This is a genomic window from Streptomyces sp. NBC_01723, from assembly GCF_036246005.1.
Lineage (GTDB): Bacteria > Actinomycetota > Actinomycetes > Streptomycetales > Streptomycetaceae > Streptomyces.
The window spans coordinates 4,628,195-4,650,083 of the sequence record NZ_CP109171.1 but is presented as its reverse complement, the minus strand read 5'-3'; the positions used below and the strand labels follow the sequence as shown (position 1 = coordinate 4,650,083).

The 21,889-nt window shown below is 71.9% G+C and carries 20 protein-coding genes and 1 pseudogene; 8 read left to right on the top strand and 13 right to left on the bottom strand.

The window, feature by feature from the left end:
- Nucleotides 1–3: 3 nt before the first annotated feature.
- From OIE75_RS21560 to hemL, 5 genes are all read right to left on the bottom strand, one after another.
- A complete protein-coding gene (locus tag OIE75_RS21560) occupies nucleotides 4–774 on the bottom strand; it encodes a cytochrome c biogenesis CcdA family protein (protein WP_307014326.1) in 771 nt (256 codons plus the stop codon).
- A gap of 1 nt (nucleotide 775) precedes the next feature.
- A complete protein-coding gene (locus tag OIE75_RS21555; RefSeq protein WP_307014325.1) occupies nucleotides 776–1,456 on the bottom strand; it encodes a TlpA family protein disulfide reductase in 681 nt (226 codons plus the stop codon).
- A 66-nt stretch (nucleotides 1,457–1,522) separates the two neighbouring features.
- Nucleotides 1,523–2,821 (bottom strand): hypothetical protein, encoded by a 1,299-nt coding sequence (locus OIE75_RS21550; RefSeq protein ID WP_307014323.1) that lies wholly within the window; start codon nucleotides 2,819–2,821, stop codon nucleotides 1,523–1,525.
- 122 nt (nucleotides 2,822–2,943) lie between these two features.
- Nucleotides 2,944–3,633 carry a histidine phosphatase family protein gene (locus tag OIE75_RS21545; protein WP_307014321.1) on the bottom strand — a complete coding sequence of 230 codons (690 nt, stop codon included), beginning with the start codon at nucleotides 3,631–3,633 and terminating at the stop codon, nucleotides 2,944–2,946.
- The gene (gene hemL, locus OIE75_RS21540) at nucleotides 3,630–4,946 is read right to left on the bottom strand and encodes a glutamate-1-semialdehyde 2,1-aminomutase (RefSeq protein WP_329471849.1); all 1,317 of its coding nucleotides are present in this window, start codon (nucleotides 4,944–4,946) and stop codon (nucleotides 3,630–3,632) included. The genes OIE75_RS21545 and hemL overlap by 4 nt, the downstream gene beginning before the upstream one ends.
- A gap of 351 nt (nucleotides 4,947–5,297) precedes the next feature.
- Between hemL and OIE75_RS21535 the strand changes: the two genes are divergently transcribed.
- On the top strand, nucleotides 5,298–5,924 hold the full coding sequence (locus OIE75_RS21535; RefSeq protein ID WP_307014318.1) for a hypothetical protein: 627 nt from the start codon (nucleotides 5,298–5,300) through the stop codon (nucleotides 5,922–5,924).
- Between the two features lie 47 nt (nucleotides 5,925–5,971).
- Here the strand turns inward: OIE75_RS21535 and OIE75_RS21530 are convergent.
- Nucleotides 5,972–6,076, bottom strand: a pseudogene (locus tag OIE75_RS21530) (flavoprotein); the annotation flags it as partial.
- A 264-nt stretch (nucleotides 6,077–6,340) separates the two neighbouring features.
- Here OIE75_RS21530 and OIE75_RS21525 point away from each other — a divergent pair.
- A complete protein-coding gene (locus OIE75_RS21525; RefSeq protein WP_443078449.1) occupies nucleotides 6,341–7,543 on the top strand; it encodes an alpha/beta hydrolase family protein in 1,203 nt (400 codons plus the stop codon).
- A gap of 85 nt (nucleotides 7,544–7,628) precedes the next feature.
- Here OIE75_RS21525 and OIE75_RS21520 read toward each other — a convergent pair whose 3' ends face one another.
- Complete coding sequence (locus OIE75_RS21520) at nucleotides 7,629–8,450, bottom strand: SDR family NAD(P)-dependent oxidoreductase (RefSeq protein ID WP_307014289.1); 822 nt, start codon at nucleotides 8,448–8,450, stop codon at nucleotides 7,629–7,631.
- Nucleotides 8,451–8,639: 189 nt separating this feature from the next.
- Nucleotides 8,640–10,145: a SulP family inorganic anion transporter gene (locus tag OIE75_RS21515; RefSeq protein WP_329471847.1), complete on the bottom strand. Its 1,506-nt coding sequence runs from the start codon at nucleotides 10,143–10,145 to the stop codon at nucleotides 8,640–8,642.
- A 258-nt stretch (nucleotides 10,146–10,403) separates the two neighbouring features.
- Here OIE75_RS21515 and OIE75_RS21510 point away from each other — a divergent pair, with 258 nt between their 5' ends.
- Complete coding sequence (locus tag OIE75_RS21510; RefSeq protein WP_307014281.1) at nucleotides 10,404–10,901, top strand: MerR family transcriptional regulator; 498 nt, start codon at nucleotides 10,404–10,406, stop codon at nucleotides 10,899–10,901.
- Between the two features lie 79 nt (nucleotides 10,902–10,980).
- The gene (locus OIE75_RS21505; RefSeq protein WP_329471846.1) at nucleotides 10,981–12,210 is read left to right on the top strand and encodes a cation:proton antiporter; all 1,230 of its coding nucleotides are present in this window, start codon (nucleotides 10,981–10,983) and stop codon (nucleotides 12,208–12,210) included.
- A gap of 66 nt (nucleotides 12,211–12,276) precedes the next feature.
- Here the strand turns inward: OIE75_RS21505 and OIE75_RS21500 are convergent, their stop codons facing one another.
- Nucleotides 12,277–12,735 carry a DUF4396 domain-containing protein gene (locus tag OIE75_RS21500; RefSeq protein WP_307014278.1) on the bottom strand — a complete coding sequence of 153 codons (459 nt, stop codon included), beginning with the start codon at nucleotides 12,733–12,735 and terminating at the stop codon, nucleotides 12,277–12,279.
- 249 nt (nucleotides 12,736–12,984) lie between these two features.
- On the opposite strand from OIE75_RS21500, the gene OIE75_RS21495 reads away from it, so the two are divergent.
- The 4 genes from OIE75_RS21495 to OIE75_RS21480 all read left to right on the top strand — a co-directional run bounded on the left by OIE75_RS21495 (nucleotide 12,985) and on the right by OIE75_RS21480 (nucleotide 17,700).
- On the top strand, nucleotides 12,985–13,719 hold the full coding sequence (locus OIE75_RS21495; protein ID WP_329471845.1) for a hypothetical protein: 735 nt from the start codon (nucleotides 12,985–12,987) through the stop codon (nucleotides 13,717–13,719).
- 5 nt (nucleotides 13,720–13,724) lie between these two features.
- Nucleotides 13,725–15,302: a hypothetical protein gene (locus tag OIE75_RS21490; RefSeq protein WP_329471844.1), complete on the top strand. Its 1,578-nt coding sequence runs from the start codon at nucleotides 13,725–13,727 to the stop codon at nucleotides 15,300–15,302.
- Nucleotides 15,299–16,027 carry a nucleotide-binding protein gene (locus tag OIE75_RS21485; protein WP_329471843.1) on the top strand — a complete coding sequence of 243 codons (729 nt, stop codon included), beginning with the start codon at nucleotides 15,299–15,301 and terminating at the stop codon, nucleotides 16,025–16,027. Before OIE75_RS21490 ends, OIE75_RS21485 begins: the two co-directional genes overlap by 4 nt.
- A 245-nt stretch (nucleotides 16,028–16,272) precedes the next feature.
- Nucleotides 16,273–17,700: a macro domain-containing protein gene (locus tag OIE75_RS21480; RefSeq protein ID WP_329471842.1), complete on the top strand. Its 1,428-nt coding sequence runs from the start codon at nucleotides 16,273–16,275 to the stop codon at nucleotides 17,698–17,700.
- Between the two features lie 161 nt (nucleotides 17,701–17,861).
- Here the strand turns inward: OIE75_RS21480 and OIE75_RS21475 are convergent, their stop codons facing one another.
- From OIE75_RS21475 to OIE75_RS21460, 4 genes are all read right to left on the bottom strand, one after another.
- Nucleotides 17,862–19,313, bottom strand: a complete 1,452-nt coding sequence (locus tag OIE75_RS21475) for a sensor histidine kinase (protein WP_329471841.1) — start codon at nucleotides 19,311–19,313, stop codon at nucleotides 17,862–17,864.
- The gene (locus OIE75_RS21470) at nucleotides 19,314–20,054 is read right to left on the bottom strand and encodes a response regulator transcription factor (protein WP_329471840.1); all 741 of its coding nucleotides are present in this window, start codon (nucleotides 20,052–20,054) and stop codon (nucleotides 19,314–19,316) included. It lies immediately after the preceding gene.
- Between the two features lie 71 nt (nucleotides 20,055–20,125).
- Nucleotides 20,126–20,737 carry an FMN reductase gene (locus tag OIE75_RS21465; protein WP_329471839.1) on the bottom strand — a complete coding sequence of 204 codons (612 nt, stop codon included), beginning with the start codon at nucleotides 20,735–20,737 and terminating at the stop codon, nucleotides 20,126–20,128.
- A complete protein-coding gene (locus OIE75_RS21460; RefSeq protein WP_329471838.1) occupies nucleotides 20,734–21,873 on the bottom strand; it encodes an LLM class flavin-dependent oxidoreductase in 1,140 nt (379 codons plus the stop codon). Before OIE75_RS21460 ends, OIE75_RS21465 begins: the two co-directional genes overlap by 4 nt.
- Nucleotides 21,874–21,889: the final 16 nt, after the last annotated feature.

The following is a 21,889-nucleotide window of genomic DNA, read 5'->3' as shown; positions in this document are numbered from 1 at the left end:
CGGTCAGATCCCCACAGTGAAGCCGTTGGACCAGGTCTGCATGGACTGCACGATGCTGTCCCACGCGCCGGTGACCAGCAGCAGGCCGGTCGCGATCATCATGACGCCGCCCACGCGCATCACCCAGACATAGTGCCGCTTGATCCAGCCGAAGGCGCCGAGCGCCTTGCGGAAGGCGACCGCGGCGAGGACGAAGGGGACGCCGAGGCCGAGGCAGTAGGCGACGGTCAGTATCGCGCCGCGGCCGGCGGTGCCCTGGTCGGCGGAGAGCGCGAGTACGGAGGCGAGGGTCGGGCCGATGCAGGGGGTCCAGCCGATGCCGAACAGGGCGCCGAGTACCGGGGCGCCGACCAGGCCGTTCACGGGCTTCTTGTGGAAGCGGAACTCGCGCTGGGTGAGCCAGGGCATCAGGCCCATGAAGAAGACGCCCATGAGGATCATGAAGACGCCCAGCACCTTGCTCAGCACGCCCCGGTTCTCCTGGAGCGTGTCGCCGAAGTAGCCGAACAGCGCCCCGCTGGAGACGAAGACGGCGGTGAAGCCGAGGACGAAGAGGGAGGCGCCGGCCACCATCCGGCCGCGCCGGGCCTCGCCGAGGTCGGTGCCGGTGACCCCGGTCACGTAGGAGAGGTAGCCGGGGACCAGGGGCAGCACGCAGGGCGAGAAGAAGGAGACGAGGCCGCCGAGCAGGGCGATGGGGAGGGCCACGAGGAGGGCGCCGTTGAGCACCGTGCCGTTGTAGCCCTCGGCGGCCAGCGTGGTCACTGCGGACACGTCACTTCTCCGACTTGCCGGAGCCGGCGGATCCGTCGGTGAGGAACGGGTCGAGCATCTTGCGCAGCTTCTCCTCGCTGAGCGCCTGGAGCGTGCGCGCGGCGACCTTGCCCTCCCGGTCGATGACGAGCGTCGAGGGGATGGCCTGCGGGTTGAGGGTGCCCTTCTCGAAGCGGAGCATCAGCTTGCCGGTCGGGTCGTACAGGCTCGGGTAGGTGATCCCGTAGTCCTTCTCGAAGGCGCGGGCCGGACCGGTGGAGGTGTCGCGGGTGTTGATGCCGACGAACTGGACGCCCTGGTCCTTGGTGTCCTTGTAGACCGTCTCGAGGTTCTTGGCCTCGGCGCGGCAGGGCCCGCACCAGGAGCCCCAGACATTGAGGACGACGATCTTGCCCTTGAAGTCGGCGACGTCGACCTGTCCGCCGTCGACGGTCTTGCCGGACAGCTCGGGGGCGTCGGCGCGCTCACCCTTCTTGGCGGTGGCGATGCCGTCCGAGCCGGTGATGAAGCCCGTCTGGCCGCCGCCGCCCGAGGTGCCGCCGGAGCTGCACGCGGACACGAGCAGCGCCGCGGCGGCCGTGCCGACGGCGAGGACGGCGCGGCTGACGGCGCGGCCACGGACGCGGTCGGCGGTGCGGTTCGTGCGGTTCGAGCGCAGGGGGGCGCGGCTGGCGGCACTCATGTGAAAAGTTTCGCATGTCCGTTCCGAGGATCTTGCGCACCCCCCTCACGGCCGGAAACCCGCATTTCAGGCGGCGTTCGAGGGCGCTCCCGAGGTGGCCGGCGCGTCCTTGAGGAGGGCGTTCCAGCCACCGGCCGGCCGCTGCCCCACCTCGACGGTGCGCAGCTTGGCCAGCACCTCCGGCTTCTGCACGTCCATCCAGTCGGTGAACTGGCGGAAGGAGACGAGCCGGATGTCCTCGCCCTTCTCCTTCTCCCGCGCGACGTGCTTGAGGACGTTCTCGACGGCGTCCATGTAGATGCCGCCGTTCCACTCCTCGAAGTGGTTGCCTATGAAGAAGGGTGCCCGGTTCGTCTCGTACGCCCGCTTGAAGCCGGATATGTACGCGTTCGTGGCCTGTTCTCGCCAGCCCGGGTAGTTGTGGGCGGGGGCCTTGGTCGAGTTGACCGACTGGTTGGCGAGGATGTTGTAGTCCATCGAGAGGACCTCGAAGGAGTGCCCGGGGAACGGTATCTGCTGCAGCGGGAAGTCCCAGACGCCGTCCTTCTTCGCCGGCCACACCTGACGGCCGCCGGGCGAGGAGGCGTCGTAGCGCCAGCCCAGCTCGCGGGCGGTGGGCAGCAGGTTGTCCTGGCCGAGCAGACAGGGCGTGCGGCCGCCGACGAGTTCCTTGTCGTAGTCGAAGGGCAGGGACGGCAGGTCGGTCCAGCCGCTGTTGGTCCTCCACTCCTTGACGAAGGACTTGGCCTGGTCGATCTCGCTGCGCCACTGCGCGGACGTCCAGTTGCCGACCGAGCCGCCGCCACCGCAGAAGTGGCCGTTGAAGTGGGTGCCTATCTCGTGGCCGTCCAGCCAGGCCCGGTGGACGTTCTTCAGCGTGTCCTTGATGTGGGCGTCGGTGAGGTAGCCGATGTCGGAGGCGCCGCGCGGGTTGTTCGGCGGGTCGTAGAGGCGCTTCTTCGACTCGGGCAGCAGGTACAGGCCCGAGAGGAAGAACGTCATGTGCGCGCCGTGCTCCTGCGCGAGGTCGAGGAAGCGCGGGAAGAGCCCGTTGCCGACCTCGCCGGCGCCGTCCCAGGAGAACACGACGAACTGCGGGGGCGTCTGGCCGGGCTCCAACGGCACCGGCGCGTCCGGCTGGTGCGGCTGCTTGCCGGTGTACGACGTGGAGCCGTCGCCGATCGGCTTCGCCGGGGCCTCGCTGCTGCCGGAGGGCGAGGGCTTCCCGGAGTCACCGGCCTGGTGCGAGCCGGCCGACGACTGGTGGGAACCGGAGCCGCAGCCCGCGAGCCCGACGGCCGCCGCGGCGCCGGCGCCGAGTCCGAGCATCCCCCTGCGGGTGAGAGTGCGGTTGGAAGTGCGCATCGCAACCTCGTTCGTCGCGTCCTTGGGTGGTCACTGGGCAAGAGGACGCGACGAACGAGCGGGTTCCGGAAATTTGTGCGGGTTCGGTAACAGGTGCCACAGCCCGCGGGGTCGTACGACTGTCAGGCGCCGTACGCCTTGCCCTGCCCCTTGACGGGCTTGGCGCCCGCGAGGAGGTGGGCCGGGACGAGGTCGCGGGCGGGTTCGGTGTAGCCGACGGAGACGATGTGGTCGCCCCGGTACGTGAACGTGGTCAGGGACGCCAGCGTGCACTGCCGCCTGCGCGGGTCGTGCCACAGCCGCCGCCGCTCGACGTACGAGCGCAGGATCCAGATCGGCAGCTGGTGGCTGACGATCACGGCCTCGTGGCCGCGGGCCTTGTCGCGGGCCGCGTCCAGCGCGCCCTTCATCCGGACGACCTGGTCGACGTACGGCTCGCCCCAGGACGGCCGGAACGGGTTGACCACGTGCTTCCAGTTGCCGGGCCGGCGCAGGGCGCCGTCCCCGATGCCGAAGGTCTTGCCCTGGAAGACGTTGCCGGCCTCGATGAGGCGCGCGTCGGTGTCGAGGTCGACGCCGTGCGACTTGGCGATCGGGGTCGCCGTCTCCTGCGCCCGCTCCAGCGGGGAGGCCACGACGTACGTCACGTCGCGGGGGGCGAGGTGCTCGGCCACCCGGTCGGCCATGCGCCGGCCCAGCTCGGAGAGGTGGTAGCCGGGCAGCCGTCCGTAGAGGACGCCGGTGGGGTTCTCGACCTCGCCGTGCCGCATCACGTGGACGACGGTCAGCTCCGCCTTGTCGTCGTTGCTCATGCCGTCGCCTCCGCGGCCGCGCGGGCCGCCGCCGGGAGGGCGTCGGCGATGCGCTGGACGGCCCGCTCGTCGTGGGCGGTGGAGACGAACCAGGACTCGAAGGAGGACGGCGGCAGGTAGACGCCGTTCGCGAGGAGTGAGTGGAAGAACGCGGTGAACCGGAAGGACTCCTGCGTCTTCGCGTCCTCGTAGTCGGTGACCGGCCGGTCGGTGAAGAACACGGAGAACATGTTGGAGGCGTTCTGCAGCGTGTGCGCGACGCCTTCCTTGCTCAGCGCCTCGGTGACGAGCCCCTGGATCCGCTGCGACACGGCGTTGACCGTCTCGTACGCCGCGTCGTCGAGGAGCCGCAGCTGGGCGAGGCCGGCGGCGGTGGCGACGGGGTTTCCGGAGAGGGTGCCGGCCTGGTAGACGGGGCCGGCCGGGGCGAGGTGCGCCATGACGTCGGCGCGCCCGCCGAAGGCCGCGGCGGGGAACCCGCCGCCCATGACCTTCCCGAAGGTCATGAGGTCGGGGACGACCCCCTCCACGCCGTACCAACCCGCGCGGCTGGTCCGGAACCCGGTCATGACCTCGTCGGACACGAACAGCGCGCCGTTCGCGGCGCAGGCGTCCTTCAGCCCCTGGTTGAACCCGGGCAGCGGGGGCACGACGCCCATGTTGCCGGGGGACGCCTCGGTGATCACGCAGGCGATCTCGCCGGGGTGCGCGGCGAAGGCGGCGTGCACGGCCTCCAGGTCGTTGTACGGCAGCACGATCGTGTCGCTCGCCTGGGCGCCGGTGACGCCGGGGGTGTCGGGGAGCGCGAAGGTGGCGACGCCGGAGCCGGCGGCGGCCAGCAGCGAGTCGACGTGACCGTGGTAACACCCGGCGAACTTGATCACCTTGGTGCGGCGCGTGAACCCGCGGGCGAGCCGGATGGCCGACATGGTCGCCTCGGTCCCGCTGGAGACCAGCCGCACCTCCTCCAGCGGCGCGACCCGCTCGACCATCGCCTCGGCGAGGGCGACCTCGCCCTCGGCGGGCGTGCCGAACGACGTGCCGCGCGCGACCGCCTCCTGCACGGCGGCGATCACCTCGGGGTGGGCGTGCCCGAGGATCATCGGGCCCCAGGAGCAGACGAGGTCGACGTACTCGCGCCCGTCCGCGTCGGTCAGGTACGGCCCGGTGCCGGACACCATGAACCGCGGCGTGCCGCCGACCGCACGGAAGGCGCGCACCGGGGAGTTCACGCCGCCGGGTGTGACGGCCGCCGCGCGGTCGAACAGAGCCTGCGAGGCCGGTGCTTCGTATGGATATGCCAGTTCGCTCATGACCTGCGACTTCTCCGACCTTCTCGACCTTCTCCGACGTATCGGACTCTGCGTGGCCCCCACCCGGGCCATGCGCGGGCCCTGATCGGTCCCGGCCCGGCCTCTGGTTGCCCAGGGTGACCTTGACAAGGGTAGACAACCGCCCCGATCGCCGTGCCGTCTGCCAGACTGGAGCCCGTCCACGCAGCTCAATGAGGCGGCGCGGGCGCGGCTGCCGACCGTCCTGCGGACTCGTGACGGACAGATGTTTCACCGCACGTTTCGGCGAGCGGCCGTGGGGGAGGTCACTGACACGATGATCGGGTTGCGCGGCGGGGGCCACGCGTCCTAGAAAAGCAGTCGGGTGGAGATATGCATCGCGGTGGCGGACTGGGCGAGGGGACCGACGACCTGGGTCCTCGACGTGCCCGGCGGGGAAGGCACCGACGCGAGGCGGAGGAAGCGTCCGAAGCACGTCAGACACACGGCACACCGAGCGAGCCCGACCGGGACGCACGGCGCGCCGACCGGCCGGGGGCGGAGAGCAGGAATGGTGGTCGGGTGGGGGTGACCTACAAGTACTTCGGCGCGCCCGACGGCGCGACCGCGGCCCGCGTCCCGATCTCGATGCGCCCCGAGGAACTCGGCGGTGACGAGCTCGGGATGAACGGCATGTTCACCAAGATCAAGCCGGAGACCATGGCCGCCATGGTCCTCACCGGCATCGAGGGCGTGCCCCTGCACAAGGTCCCCCCGCTGGAGCTGGTCGTCCTCCACCCCGACTACGCGGTGGTGAAACTCCCGATGACCGTCGTCGACCCCCTGCGCGGCATCGGCGAGGAAGCGGTCGGCGCGGCCGCCTTCATCTGGTCGACGGTCCCGGACCGGGGCGGGCCGCGGGACGCGTTCAACGTGTACCAGTTGCTGCACGAGTGGCAGGACTTCAGCCATCGGCTGCATGAGGCGGGGCATCAGCCGTACTGCTTGGTGTGGCCCTGAGCTGGGGTTTCCCGCGGACTGGGCGGGGTTTTCGGGTCCCGCCCTCGTCACGGTAGGAACAGCCTGGGGGCAAGCAGCTCCAGCACCTCCTCCCAGCGGTAGCGGTCGGCCCCGCCGCCCGCCCCCGGCCGGTGAGGCTCGTAGGAGCCGATCCGTCCTCACCCTGCACCTGGCATGCACAAACTGAGGTTGGTAAGGCCCCCGCGCTCGCGGGGAGGGATCACGCCGGCGGCGACCAGGGCTCGCTTCCAGGGGCCCATGTTGAAGACGCTGCGATCGCCCGGCACCGGGTGGAGCGGAAAGATCCTGGCTGGGCATGAGACCTGACGGTGACCCGCCTCCTCCTGCAGAGGTACACCCAACTACCCCTGCTGATCGATGAGTTCGAACTGCAGGGCGGCCTACCGTCCGGTGTTGTGAACATCATCCGCCGCACCACCGCTGTCACCCTGCTCGGCCTCTCGCTGACGCTCGCGCTCCAGGGCCCGGGCGCCGCCGCCCCCGCGCAGACGTCCGCGTTCTCCGCCTGGAACAGGGCGGAGTCGGAGATCTCGCTGCCGCGACCCGCGGGACGGTACCCGGTGGGGCGGCAGACGCTGCACCTCTCGGATCACCGGCGCCGTGATCCGTGGGTGCCCTCGGCCCACAGGGAGCTGATGGTGTCGATGCACTATCCAGCCCGTGCCGGAAGGAGCGCTCCGGCGGCCTACATGACGGAGGAGGAGGCCAGGCTGCTGCTGGAGGCGCGCGGCCTGGCCGGTGTCGTGCCCGCCGCGACCGTCAGCGGTGTGCGCACCCACGCGCGCGTCGACGCCCGCCCGGCGTACGGCCGTTTCCCGCTGGTACTGCTGTCCCCGGGCTTCTCGATGCCACGCAGCACGCTCACCACCCTGGCGAACGACCTGGCGAGCCGCGGGTACGTCGTCGCCGCCGTGGACCACGCCCACGAGTCCGTCGGCACGTCCTTCCCGGGCGGACGGGTGCTCACCTGCCTGGCGTGCGAGCAGGTCGCCACGGACGAGGATCGGGCGCAGGTGGTCGTGAACCGGGCGCGGGACCTCTCCTTCGTGCTCGACCGGTTGTCGACGCTTCGGGCGCCGTCGGGCACGTTCCACGGGCAGCAGAGCCTCCCGTACGCGCGCATGGTGGACATGCGACGGATCGGGGCGGCCGGTCACTCCATCGGTGGCGCGGCCGCCGCCGCGGTGATGCTGCGGGACGAACGGGTGCGGGCAGGCGTGAATCTGGACGGCAACTTCTTCGCCCCGTCCGCCGGGGCGGGTCTGGACGGGCGCCCGTTCATGATGACGGGCGCCTCCGCCACCCACAGCCCGGGGAGTCCGGAGAGCGACTGGCGGGATGCCTGGACCCGCTTGGACGGCTGGAAGCGCTGGCTGACGGTTGCCGGGGCCGAGCACTTCGCCTTCACGGACCTGCCGGTCCTGGCCCACCGACTGGGCCTGTCCGACCCCGCGGCGCCACTCCCGGGTGACCGCTCATGGCAGCTCACGCGCGACTACACGGCCGCTTTCCTCGACACGCACCTGCGCGGCCTGGCACGCCCCTTGCTGGACGGCCCCTCGGCCGATCGACCAGAGGTCACGTTTCCTCGGGTGTGACAGCACTCGCACAGGGTCTCCCTCCTCGCGGATGACCGGCCCGCCCACTCCCGGGCGGGGCCGGCAACTCCGCGGGCGAACCCGATCAGCCTGGAGCGACACGGCTGAGGTGCTCCCAGGACCGGTACAGCTCCGCTTGGGCCCGGTCCATCTCCAAGACGTGATCGAAGGACTGGCCGCCGACGATGAGCCGTCGGGGCGGATCCGGCAGTGCGGCCAGCTTCATGATGACCGGGGCGGCGGTGTCCGGCTCCGGGGCGACGGCATCGCCCCACATCGCCTCCATCTCGGTGCGCAGGGGCCGATACTGCGCCAGGGGTTCGGTGTTCGTGGTGCCTGCCGTGAACAGGCCGGTGTTGTAGCCGCCCATCTGCACGATGGTGACCTTGATGCCGAACCCTTCGACCTCCATCGCGAGTGCCTCGCTCACGGAGTCCAGTGCGGCCTTGCCCGCACCGTAGTAGCCGACGGTGGCCATGCCGCCGCCGCTGCCCATCGAGGTGACCTGGAGCAGCCGCCCGCCGCCCTGGGCACGCAGGTGGGGAAGGACCGCTTGGGCCACCCACACGGCGCCGAAGAAGTTCACATCCATATGTGCCCTGATCTGCTCCTCCGTGGCCTCCTCCACCATGCCGTAGAGCATCGCGCCCGCGTTGTTGACGACGACGTCCAGCCTGCCGAAGGCGGCCACCGCCTGCTCCACCGCGTCGAACACCACCCGGCGGTCGGCGACGTCCAAGGGGAGCGGGACCAGATGGCCGGGGTACTTCTCGGTCAGTTCCTCCAGGGGCCGGACGTCGCGGGCGGCAGCCACCACGCGGTCGCCGTCCGCCAGGGCGGCCTCGGTGAAAGCTCGTCCCAGGCCGCGGGATGCGCCGGTGATGAGCCAGACCCTTGCATCCGTCATGATGCGTCCCCTCAAGTAAATAAAACGATCCGTCTCGGTTCGTTTGGAGCGTAGGACATCGGAGCGAGGCGGTGCCGCTGATCGCCATCCGCACCCGGAAGGCGGGCGGAAGCGCGGGGGCCGCGACGACGACCAGGAGCCGGTGAAGACGACCGTCTGACCGCGCAGACGGTCCGGCCCCGTCCCGCGTCAGTGGCCGCCCGTCAGTTCACCCGTGAGCCTGCCGTGCAGGTCGGCGCTCGGGTCGTTCAGGCCGGTGATCTCCACGGTCTTGCCGCGCCGGGCGTACCGGGCCTCGACGGCGTCCAGGGCGGCCACCGAGGAGGCGTCCCAGACGTGGGCGGCGGAGAGGTCGATGACGACCCTGTCGGGGTCGCCCGCGTAGTCGAAGCGGTGGACGAGGTCGTTGGAGGACGCGAAGAACAGCTCACCCGTGACGGCGTAGACGACCTGGCTCCCGTCGGGGTCGGTGACGGCGGTGACGTGGGCGAGGTGGGCCACGCGCCGGGCGAAGACCACCATGGCCGTGACCGTGCCGACGACGACGCCGATCGCGAGGTTGTGCGTCGCGACCACGACGATCACGGTGAGGACCATGACGGCGATCTCCCCGGCGGGCATCCGCCTGAGCGTCTTCGGCGAGACGGAGTGCCAGTCGAAGGTGCCGAACGCGACCATGACCATGACGGCGACCAGGGCGGCCATGGGGATGTCGGAGACGACCGGGCCGAAGACGACGCACAGCACCATCAGGAAGGCGCCCGCGAGGAAGGTCGAGAGGCGGGTGCGGGCGCCGGACACCTTCACGTTGATCATCGTCTGGCCGATCATCGCGCAGCCGCCCATGCCGCCGAAGAAGCCGGTGACGATGTTGGCGACGCCCTGGCCGATGGACTCGCGGGTCTTGGAGGAGCGGGTGTCGGTGATGTCGTCGACCAGCTGGGCGGTCATCAACGACTCCATCAGGCCGACCAGCGCCATGGCGAGGGCGTAGGGGGCGATGGTGATCAGGGTGTCCAGGGTGAAGGGCACGTCCGGCAGGCCGGGCACCGGGAGCGAGGAGGGCAGTTCGCCCCTGTCCCCGACGGTGGGCACGGCGATCCCGGCGGCGACGGTGATCACGGTGAGGATCACGATGGAGGCCAGGGGCGCCGGGACGACCCGGGTGACCCTCGGGAAGAACACCATCAGTGCGAGCCCGCCGATGATCAGGGGGTAGACCGGCCAGGGCACGTCGCGCATCTCCGGCACCTGCGCCATGAAGATCAGGATCGCGAGGGCGTTGACGAAGCCGGTCATGACCGAGCGGGGGACGAACCGCATCAGCTTGGCGACGCCCAGCGCGCCGAGGGCGATCTGGAAGACGCCGGCCAGGATGACGGTGGCGACCAGGTAGCCGAGGCCGTGCTCGCGGTTCACGGGGGCGATGACCAGGGCGACCGCACCGGTCGCCGCGGAGATCATCGCGCGGCGGCCGCCGACGATCGAGATCGTGACGGCCATCGTGAACGAGGCGAACAGCCCGATCGCCGGATCGACCCCGGCGATGATCGAGAAGGAGATCGCCTCCGGGATCAGGGCCAGCGCGACGACCAGCCCGCCGAGGACCTCGGTGCGCCAGACCTTCGGGTCGTTCAGCCAGTCGGGCTTGAGGGCGCGCAGCCGCGCGGCGGGGCTGACAACAGCAGAAGACAAGGAGATGCGTACCTGTCGTACTCGGGCACACCCCGTGCGGGGCGGGGTGCACGGGAAGGCGTGCGGAGCCGGGCGGCTGCGAGAATCAGCTCTTCGCCGGGGGCGTCATCGGTCCCGGGAGCGGGCGGTGGCGGAGCGGCCGGGCCGCCCTCGCCGACCACAACTCTACCCTGACGTTAGAGTAGAGATGGGCGGGGTTCGCGGGCGAGGTCCGGGCGGGCGCCGCCCTCCATGACACGAAGGGCCAGGTCACAGGGCGTGGACGACAGGCACATGCAGATCGGTGAAGTCGCCGAGCGGACCGAGCTGTCCCTGCGCACCATCCGGCACTACGAGGACACCGGACTGGTCATCCCCTCCGCCCGCTCCCAGGGCGGCTTCCGTCTCTACACCGAGCAGGACGTCGCCCGGCTCATGGTCATCCGCCGGATGAAGCCGCTCGGCTTCACCCTGGACCAGATGCGCGACCTGCTCTCCGCCACCGACCGCCTGGACAGCGGCGACCCGCTGGAGGCGGGTGAGCGCGAGGCGCTGGTGGACCGCGTCCGCGGGTACGAACAGGCGGCCACCGAGCAGGTCGGGAAGCTGCGCGTCCAGCTGCGCCGTGCCGAGGACTTCGCCGCCACCCTCCGAGGACGCCTCCCGGAGTCCGCTCCCCCGGCCGCGGAGATCCCGGCCGCGGAGATTCCGGCGGCGGAGGTCCCGGCGGCGGAGGTCCCTCCGACGGAGAACCCTCCGACGGAGTACGTGCGGTAGTCCGCGCCCGCCCCCCGGGTGAGGGTGGCAGCGGGCCGCCGCGTACGGCCGGCCTCCGCACTCCGCCGGTGAGGGAGACATGACCCATCCGGGCACGCTCGTGCTGATCATGGGCATCGCCGTGCTGGCCCCGCTGCTCGTGTACGTCACCGGGCGGCGGGTGCGGGTACCGCTGGTGATCTTCGAGATCGGGCTGGGGATCCTGGTCGGGCCGGACGTGCTCGGGTGGGCGCGGCCCGACGAGGTCGTCGACACGCTCGCCGATCTGGGGCTGTCGATGCTGATCTTCCTGGCCGGGTACGAGATCGACTTCGCGGCGGTGCGCGGGGACACCCTGCGCCGCTCCGTGCGGTCCTGGCTGCTGTCGCTGGTCCTCGGGATCGGCCTGGCCCTTCTGATCAGCGGTGGGGACGTGTTCGAGGCGTTCGTCATCGGTACCGCGCTGACCAGTACGGCGCTCGGCACCGTACTGCCGATGCTGCGGGACCGCGGGGAGCTGCGCGGGCGGTTCGGGACGGTGGTGTCGGCGTTCGGGGCGGTGGGCGAGTTCGGGCCCGTGGTCGCCGTGGCGCTGCTGCTCAGCGGGCGCCGGCCGGCCGAGTCGGCCGCGCTGCTGGCCGCGTTCGGGGCGATCACGGCCCTCGCCGTCTTCTGGGCGCTGCGTCCGCGGCCGCCCTGGTTCGGCCGGCTGACCGAACGGACCCTGCACAGCAGCGCCCAGTTCGCCGTGCGGTTCGTGATGCTGCTGCTGGCCTGCATGCTGGGCCTCGCCGAGGTCTTCGGGCTCGACGTGCTGCTGGGTGCCTTCGCGGCCGGGGTCCTCACCCGCCTGGTCCTGCACCGGGCGGCGCCCGACAGCAGCGGGGAGGTCCTCGGCAAGGTGGAGGCCATGGGGTTCGGCTTCCTCGTGCCGCTGTTCTACGTCGTCACCGGCATCGAGTTCGACCTGGACGCGCTGCTCCACGACCCGGGCGCGCTGCTGCTCGTACCGGGATTCCTGCTGCTGGTCCTGCTGGTGCGTGGCCTACCGGTGTATGTGCTGGCCCCGAAGGACCTCGGGCGGCCGGACCGGGCCGCGCTGGCCCTGTTCGCGTCCACGTGTCTGCCCCTGGTCGTGGCGATCACGACCATCGGGGTGGACCAGCGGCTCATCGGCTCCGACGAGGCGGCTTCCCTGGTCGGCGCCGCGATGATCTCCGTACTGCTGCTTCCGCTGTTGGCGATGCGGCTGCGCCGGGCGGGGGCGGACAGGGCTGGGCGGACGGGGCGGGCGCGGGCCGGGGCGCCCGACGACTCCGAGACGTGGTGACGAGACCGGCCGCGCCGTGAGGGACGCGGCCGGCCTGCGACGCGCCGGCGGACGGGCCAGGGCGGCTCAGTGGTGGGCGTGGGCGTGCGCGACGGCGTGCCCCTTGCCGCGGCCGATCATCCACTTGTTGACCGGCGTGGTGAGCACGAAGGCGACGGCGAGCCCGCCGAGCAGGGCGCCCCAGAACAGGCCGTCCGACAGCTGGGCGTCCATGGCGCCCGGCGTGAGGGCGATGATCCCGTTGTCGACCAGCTCCATCACCGCGATGGAGACGGTGTCGGCGGCCAGCGCGACCTTGACCGCGGACCTGAGGTCGAGGCCGGCCCGCACCACCGAGAACAGGGTGAAGGAGTAGCCGAAGAGGAACGCGAGCGCGATCGCCAGCGCCATGGTCGGTGCGTTTCCCCAGGCCAGGGCGGTGCCGATGACCATGCCGAGGATCTCGCCGACGGCACAGCCGGTCAGGCAGTGCAGCGTCGCCCTGGCGGCGGTCCCCCAGGACGCGTGGTGGGCCATGTGATCCATGGCGTTCTCCCCTTCCTCGGCGTATCCCGGTCACTTGAGCCAACTATACCCCCAGGGGGTATATTCCCTCCAGGTCGGAGCGCTCGCCTCCCCCATACCGGAAGCCGATCGGAAGCGCATCGGAACGCCAGAAATCTGGATCCGGAAGCGCCGGCCCTGATCGGATCGGTCGATGCACAAGGCACATCGGCCCATTCGGGGCGCGTGCCGTATCCGCCCGTCCGGATACCGGCGGCAATGAGGTGACAGATGAGTAATACCCGCGTTCCGCCCGGCGCCCGTGGTTCCTACCCGGCGCCGAGCCTCGCACTCACGCCCGGCCAGGTACGCCACCAGGCCCTGACCGTCATCGCGATCCCGTTCGTCCTCATAGTCGTGCTGGCCGTCGTGCTCGCGACGGCCGGCCGCGACGACGGGGCCCCCGCCACCGACGACTTCTACGGCAGCGGAGCGCTGCCCGACTGGGGTTCCGGCACCTCGGACGACGGGACCTCCGAAAGCGACACCTACGACGACGGCACGTACGACGACGGCACCAACCCCGACGGCTCCGGCGGCACGACCGGCGACGACACCGGCCTGTGGGGCGACGGCACGACCGACGAGCCGTACGACCCGTACGGCGACGGCACGGACGGCACCGCCACCGACGACCCGACGGACGACCCCTCCGACGACTCCGCCCTCACCGGCGAGGACGGGCCGGAGGCGACGGTGACCGCGTACTTCGAGGCCATCAACAACCGCGACTTCGCGACCGCCTGGGAGCTGGGCGGCAAGAACCTCGACCCGGACTACGACCACTTCGTCGCCGGCTTCGAGACGACCGACCGCGACGACGTCACCGTGGACTCGACGACCGGCGACGAGGTGTCGGTCACCGTCGTGGCCTGGAACACCGACGGCACGTCGGCCACCTTCGAGGGCACCTACACGGTGAGCGACGGCGTCATCACCGCCGCGGACATGCGGGAAGGGAACTGAGGACCATGACCACCCACGCCGCCCCGCCCCCGCCGGACGCGACCAGCAACGTGACCCGCCTGCTCTGCGCCGGCACCTACCTCGACCCCGTCTACCGCAAGGCGGTGATCCGGGAGCTGCTGACCCACTCCTACCGGATGGTGGCCCCCTCCTACGGCTACGACGCCGCACCCGTGCTCGCGCACGCCCTCGCCGCCCACAACCTGCGCCGCAACCAGCTGGCCGCCCTCGGCGCGGGCACCGCCGTCGTCGTACTGCTGTTCGCCACGGGGCTGCTGAGCGGCCTAGGTGCGGCGCTGCTGTTCTTCTGGGTCGCCTGGGCCACGATGTTCCTGCGCCGCCTGGCCATCCTCCAGACCCTCGCCGAGCACCTCGCGCCGGCGGCGGAGGGCCGCCCGGGATTCGACGGCGCCTACCCGATGACCTCGCGCTTCACCCCGGAGCTGGTCGGCAAGATCAACCGGCAGCAGGCCTCCGACACGGTCTACTACGGCGGCTACAAGCCGTTCGTCGGTGCCGGGAGCTCCATCCGCCGCTGGGCCAACGCCGAGCTGCTGCTGGGCGCTCCGACGTCCCGCAACGGTGTGCTCACCGGCCCGGCCTCCCTGCTCAACGGGCACTTCCCCGCCCAGCACGGCCCGGTCGACGGCGCGGGTGACCACGCCCCGGCCGAGCGCAAGCCGATCATCCCGTTCACCGTCGAGGACATCACCGGGCGCGTCAGCGAGCAGATGCTCTCCGAACTGCGCGACAAGCCCGCGCCCAGCGACCGGGTCCAGCTGCTCTCCGTCGACCGGCGCAGGTTCACCAAGGCGGTCCGGACGGCCGAGGGCAGCGACTCCGTCGCCGTACTCCTGGACGTGCCCGACCCCGAGGTCGGCGACGAGCACTGGCGGGAGGACTACGACGCCCGGCGCGAGTACCTGTGCATCCGCATCGGCGCCTGGCAGCAGGAGCTGGTCACCTCGGTGTTCATCGGCTTCGACATCAAGGGCAGCACCCTGCACACCGAGTTCTACACCTACGTGCTCGGTCCCGTGCCGGAGAGCTTCCACCTCGCCGACCGGCTGCCCGCCGCCATCGACGGCCGGCTCATGCTGCGCATCGCGTGGGACGTGACCCGCAGCGCGCCCGGCGAACTGCTGCGCCTGGTCTTCAACCCGCTGCGCGAGCGGCTGCCCAGCCGCTTCGGCACCGACACCGTACGCACCCTGGTGGGCCAGCCCAACGACACCAGCGAGTTCCGGCTCGGCCGCTACGCGCTCACCTCCGTGGACTGCGGCGCGCTCACCAGCGTCCGCGAACTCGCGCCCGGCAACGACTTCCACCACTTCTTCCAGGAGTCGGACGCGATCAAGTACATCCAGATCATCGAGCGCCACCTGCTCCAGATCGTCGGTGACTTCCTGCGCGACCACGACGTCGACACCCGCGAGCACGAAGCGAACCAGACCAACATCCTCCAGCAGAACTTCGGGGCCAACAGCACCAACAACTTCGGCGGCAACCAGAGCGTCGGCAACAACGGCACCCAGACCTTCGGCAACAACTCCGGCATCACCAGGGAGGCACGACCGGCATGAGCGCCCAGAAGTTCCAAGGCAACGACTTCGGCCAGGGCAGCACCAACAACTTCGGGGGCAATCAGAGCGTCGGCAACGGCGGCACCCAGACGTTCGGCGACAACTCCCCGGTGCAGGCCGCACCGTCCGGGCCGCCGTACGCCGACGGCGTCCGGCGCAACGCGGTGCCGATGCCCTCGGACGCCGACCGGGCCCGGAGCGTCTTCGTCGTGCACGGCCGGGACGACCAGGTGCGGCGGGAGATGTTCGAGCTGCTGCGCCGGCTCGACCTGCGCCCCAAGGAGTGGGAGGACCTGGTCAGAGCGACCGGCCACGCGTCCCCCTTCCTCGGTGACGTGGTCGCCGGCGCCCCGGCGCAGGCCCAGGCGGCGCTCGTGCTGCTCACCCCGGACGACGTCGTCAGCCTCCACCGGGACCTGCGGGGCCACAACGAGCCGGAGTACGAGACCCGGCCCGTGTGCCAGCCGCGCCCGAACGTGCTGATCGAGCTGGGCATGGTGCTGATGGCGTACCCCGAGCGCACCCTGATCGTCGAGGTGGGCGGCCTGCGGCCGATCGCCGACATCGCGGGGCGCAACGTCATCCGGTTCGACGGCTCCGGGACGGCACTCGGCAAGATCGTGGAACGGCTGAAGCTGGCGGGCTGCACGGTCAACGACACCGGTTCGGACTGGCGCCACACCTACCCGTTCCAGCACCTGTCCGCCTACCACCGCCGGCCGTAGCCCGGCGGATCCGCGCGCCGTTCGGGGGACCGGCGCAGGCGGCCCCCGGGACACGTCCCGCACGTCGGAACGCGTCCCGGGGGCCGACCCTTGCCCGCCGCCATCCTCAGTCGGATCCACCCGGTCCGGTGCGCCACCCGAACCGCCCGAATCCCCAACTCCCCCAAACGGACAATTGATACGCTGCCGAAACCTCCCCCGTGACCACTCGGCGGAAGAGGGCGAAACGAGTGGAGACCACTTGTATGGCGCGCATCCGTGTGAGGGTCCTGGGCCCGGCAGGTCTCGAAGTCGACGGCGAACCGGCCCGGTTGACGCCGTTGACGACACGGTTGCTGGTCCGGCTGGTGGCGGCGGAGGGAGAGTCCGTACCGGTCCGCACGCTGCACCGCGACGTGTGGGCGGTGGGCGGCGAGCAGCCGCACCAGTCCGGGCGGCACCGCAACGAGGTGCAGAAGCGCGTCCTCGAACTGCGCCGCGCCCTCGACCCCGCCCAGAACGGTGACGGCGCCCGGGTGCTGCGCACCGAACAGCTGCTGGCCGCACCGGCGCCCGAGACCGCGTACCGGCTGGTGCTCACGCCCGAGCAGCTGGACTGCGCGGAGTTCACCGACCTGGTCAACGCGGCGCTGCTCGCGGCGCCCGCGTCGGCCGCCGACCGGCTGGCGGCGGCGCTGGCCCTGGTCCGCGGCCGTCCCCTGGCCGAGGCGGGCGACGAGGACTTCGCCCGGCCGCTGGTCCGACGGCTGCTCGCGCTGCGCGAGACGGCCCGCCGCCAGCTGATCCGCAGCCGGATGGACCTGGGCCGGCACGACCTCGCCCTGCCGGTCGCCCAGCAGATGGCCCGGGAGCGGCCGGACGACCAGGACGTCGCCGAGCTGCTCGGCTCGCTGCGGGCGCGGCTGCGGGAGCGGCACGGGCAGGAACTGCTGCGTCAGCCCGTCCCCGGCGCCGGAGACCTGGTCGTGGTGCGCGGCGACCTGTTCGACCAGGAGGACGCCAATCTGGTGGTCGGGTTCACCGACACCTTCGACACCGCCACCGAACAGGACCTGGTGATCAGCCGGGACAGCGTGCAGGGGCAGCTGGTGCAGCGGCTGTTCGGCGGCGAGCGCAAGCTCCTCGACGACCGGATCCAGGCCGGGCTGCGGGGACTGACCCCGCTGCGCACGGAGCGGCCCCAGGACAAGCCGCGCGGCCGCCGGGTCCGCTATCCGCTCGGCACCACCGTGCCGCTCACGGTGGACGGCCGCCGGGTCTTCGCCGTGGCCTACTCCCGGCTCGGCAACGACCTCGTCGCCCGCTCCGGACCGGCCGACCTGCGGGCGAGCCTGGACACCCTCTGGCCGGCCGTCGCCCGGTACGGCATGTACAAGCCGGTCGCGATCCCCCTGATCGGCTCCGGCCTCGCCCGGATCGTCGAACTCGACCGCACCCAGCTGCTCTTCATGATCGTCGAGAGCTTCGCCGCGCACTGCCGCCGGGAGCCGGCCACCGCCCCCGAACTGCGCGTCGTGATCCGCCCGGCCGACCTCGAACGCACCGACCTGTCCGCCCTCGGCACCTTTCTGCGCACCTGGGGCCTGGCGGGCACCGACGTCGGCGCCGGCACCGGGACCCGCGACACCGGTGCCGGCGCCGGCGACAGCGGTGGGGCCCAGGGCCACCGGTGACGTCGGCATGGGCCCAGCGCACCAGCGCGCCCGCTTCCGGCACCAGCGGCGATCCGCTTCCGAAGCGCTTCCGGCGCCGTGGGCCCAGGGCCTGTCCGGCGGATCGGGTCGCAGGAGAGCCGCAGCGCCCCACCGGCATGATCCGCCGGAGGGGCACCTAGCTAGGGGTGCCGGTCCGCCCGCCCCGCCGCGTCCTCCGCGCCGCCCGCCGACGACGGGACCACGGTGAAGCCGATCACCGTGCCGCCGCCGTCCCGCCGGTACGCGAACGGGGCGCCCCCGTGGGCCAGGGCGACCTCGCGCACGATGGACAGGCCGAGGCCCGAACCGGGCCGGGAGCGGGCGTCGGCGGCGCGGTAGAAGCGGTCGAAGACGCGGGTCAGGTCGGCGTCGGCGATGCCGGGGCCGCGGTCGAGGACCTCGACGCGGATCGGGCCCGGCCGGGCGGGTCCGGCGACGGCCACCTCGATGGGGCCGGTGCCGTCCGGGTCGAACTTCGCCGCGTTCTCGACCAGGTTGGAGAGCGCGCGGGTCAGCATCGCGGGCCGCCCGTCGGCCGTGGTCTCGCCGCGGACACGTACGTCGATCTCGCGGCCGGTGCGGCGCCGGGCCAGCGCCGCCACGTCGTACGCGAGGTCCGCCAGGTCGACCGGCTGCGGGGGCTCGCCCGCGGACTGGCCGGCCGCCAGCTCGACCAGTTCGTTGACCAGGTCGGTCAGCTCCCGGGCCTCCTGGCCCAGGTCGGCGACGAGTTCCTCCCGGGCGGCGGGCGGCAGTTCGTCGATCCGGCGCAGCAGCGAGATGTTGGTCCGCAGCGAGGTCAGCGGCGTCCGCAGCTCGTGCCCGGCGTCCTGGACCAGGCGCCGCTGGTCCTCCTCCGACTGGGCGAGGCGGCCCAGCATCAGGTCGAAGGCGCGGCCGAGGCGCCCCACCTCGTCGGGTCCGGTGACCGGGACCGGGACGCCGAGCCGGCGGGTGCGGGCGACGTTCTCGGCGGCGGAGGTGAGGACCACCAGACGCCGGGTGATGCGCCGGGCCAGCCACCAGCCGGACAGGCCCGCGGCGAGCACCACCGCCGCCATCAGGACCAGCGTCCGCCGCTGCAGGGCGCGCAGCAGGTCCTCGGTGTCGCTGAACTCCTGCGCCACCTGCACCGCGCCCCGGCCGCCGCCGAGGGAGACGGTCGCCACCCGGAAGACGTCGGTGCCGACGTCGACGTCGTCGTGCTGGACCACCCGCCCGGCCTCGGCGGCACCGGCGGCCCGCCGGTCGGCGCCGGTCACCGGCAGCCGGGGCTCGGCCGGGTCCAGGACGGCGCCGTCCGGCCCGAGGACCTGCACGTCGGTGCGGGCGGGGCGCACGATGTCGTGGCCGGGCGCGGAGGAGGAGAAGTCGCCCGGCGACAGCCGCAGCCGGCGCACCTCGGCCCGCAGGTCCCGCGCGGCCTGTTCGAAGACGGACTCCTGGTCCACCCGGACCAGCCGGGCCGCCGCGTTGTAGGACAGCCCTCCGACGAGGACCGTGACGACGGCGGTGATCGTCGCGAAGGACACCGCGAAGGTGGTCCGCAGCGACAGCAGCCGGGGCCGGCGCCCGAGCGGGGAGGCGCCCACTCAGTCGGTCCGCAGGACGTAACCCACGCCGCGCACGGTCTGGATCAGCTGCGGGGCGCCCGGCTGGTCGAGCTTGCGGCGCAGATAGCCGACGTAGACGGCGAGGTTCTTGGAGCCGGGACCGAAGTCGTAGCCCCAGATGCGGTCGTAGATCGTGGAGTGGTCGAGCACGGTGCCCGCGTTGCGGACCAGCAGTTCGAGGAGTTCGAACTCGGTGCGGGTCAGTTCCAGCTCGCGTCCGTCGCGCCAGGCGCGGCGGGCCCGCGGGTCCATGCGCAGGCCGGCGGCCTCCGGGTACCGGTCGTCCGGCGTCTCCTCGGGCGCCGCGGTCCGGTCGTCGGTGTCGTACTCCGCGCGCTCGGCGGGGTCCGCGCGGTCCGTGCGGCGCAGCAGGGCGCGCAGGCGGGCGAAGACCTCCTCGACGTCGAAGGGCTTCACCACGTAGTCGTCGGCGCCCGCGTCCAGGCCCGCGATGCGGTCGGCGGTCTCCACCAGCGCGGTCAGCATCAGGATGGGGGTGGTGTCACCCTCGGCGCGCAGCTCCCGGCAGACCTGGAGGCCGTCGATGCCCGGCATCATCACGTCCAGCACCAGGACGTCGGGCCGGCCGCGGTGGGCCCGCGCCAGCGCCTCGACGCCGTCGGCGACCGCGGTGACCCGGTACCCCTCCAGGGTGAGGGCGCGCTCCAGGGCGTGCCGGATGGCGCGGTCGTCTTCGGCGAGCAGAACAGTCCGGGGCACCCGTCCAGTCTGCCAAGACCGGCGGTGCCCCGGCCGGACGGGCCCGGCTTCCGCCCGGGACCGCCCGGATCTCACCCGGCGGGCCGCAGCGCGGCGAGGCGCTGCTCGAAGGGCACGACCTCCTCGTAGGAGTCGCGCCGGGGCCCCGGGCGGGCGGCCGAGGACAGGCCCGTCATCAGCGCGGCCAGCTCGCCCGCGGCCCGCGCGGTCCGGCCGTCGAGCCCTTCGGCGCCCCAGTCCTCGGAGGCGGCGTACACCCCGGTGGGGACGACGACGGCCTTCAGGTACGCGAACAGCGGACGCAGGGCGTGGTCGAGGACCAGCGAGTGCCGGGCCGTACCGCCGGTCGCGCCGATCAGCACCGGCTTCCCGGCGAGGGCGTCCTCGTCGGTGACGCTCAGCGCGTCGAAGAACGACTTGAACAGCCCGCTGTACGACGCCGAGAACACCGGCGTGACCACGATCAGCCCGTCGGCCTCCGCGACCGCGGCGAACGCGTCGGCCAGCGGCGGCGCGGGGAAACCGCTGGTGAAGGTGTGCGCGATCTCCACGGCGAGGTCGCGCAGTTCGATCACCCGGACCTCCGCCGACGTCTGCCCGGCGGTGGCGGCGGCCAGCCGGTCGGCCAGCAGCCGGGTGGACGACGGGACGCTCAGTCCCGCCGAGACGACGACGAGCCTCATGCCCGTACTCCTTCCTCGCGGACGTCCTTGGGGGCGTCCTTGCGGGCGTCCTTGGGGGCGTCCTTGCGGGCGGCGGCCAGCAGGGACGCGTGGGTCGGCGCGTCCGGCACGTCCGCCGGACGGTCCTTGGCGAACTCCTTCCGCAGCACCGGTACGACCTCCTCGCCGAGCAGGTCGAGCTGCTCCAGGACGGTCTTCAGGGGCAGGCCGGCGTGGTCCATCAGGAACAGCTGGCGCTGGTAGTCGCCGGCGTAGTCGCGGAAGGCCAGCGTCTTCTCGATCACCTGCTGCGGCGAGCCGACCGTGAGCGGCGTCTGCTCGGTGAACTCCTCCAGGGACGGGCCGTGCCCGTACACGGGCGCCACGTCGAAGTACGGTCGGAACTCCCGCACCGCGTCCTGGCTGTTCCTGCGCATGAACACCTGCCCGCCGAGGCCGACGACGGCCTGCTCGGGGGTGCCGTGCCCGTAGTGGGCGTAGCGGGCCCGGTACAGCTCGACCATGCGCTTGGTGTGCTCGGCGGGCCAGAAGATGTTGTTGTGGAAGAAGCCGTCGCCGTAGTACGCGGCCTGCTCGGCGATCTCCGGCGAGCGGATGGAGCCGTGCCAGACGAAGGGCGCGACGCCGTCCAGCGGCCGGGGCGTGGACGTGAACCCCTGGAGCGGCGTGCGGAACTTCCCCTCCCAGTCCACGGTGTCCTCGCGCCACAGACGGTGGAGCAGGGCGTAGTTCTCGACGGCGAGGTTGATGCCCTGCCGGATGTCCTGGCCGAACCACGGGTAGACGGGCCCGGTGTTCCCGCGCCCCATCATCAGGTCCACCCGGCCGTCGGCCAGGTGCTGGAGCATCGCGAAGTCCTCGGCGATCTTCACCGGGTCGTTGGTGGTGATGAGGGTGGTGGAGGTGGAGAGGACCAGCCGCTCGGTGCGGGCCGCGATGTAGCCGAGCATGGTCGTGGGCGACGAGGGGACGAACGGCGGGTTGTGGTGCTCGCCGGTCGCGAACACGTCGAGCCCGACCTCCTCGGCCTTCAGCGCGATGGCGACCATGGCCTTGATCCGCTCACGCTCGGTCGGCGTACGGCCCGTGGTCGGGTCGGGCGTGACGTCGCCGACGCTGAAAATGCCGAACTGCATGGTCGCTCAACCTCCA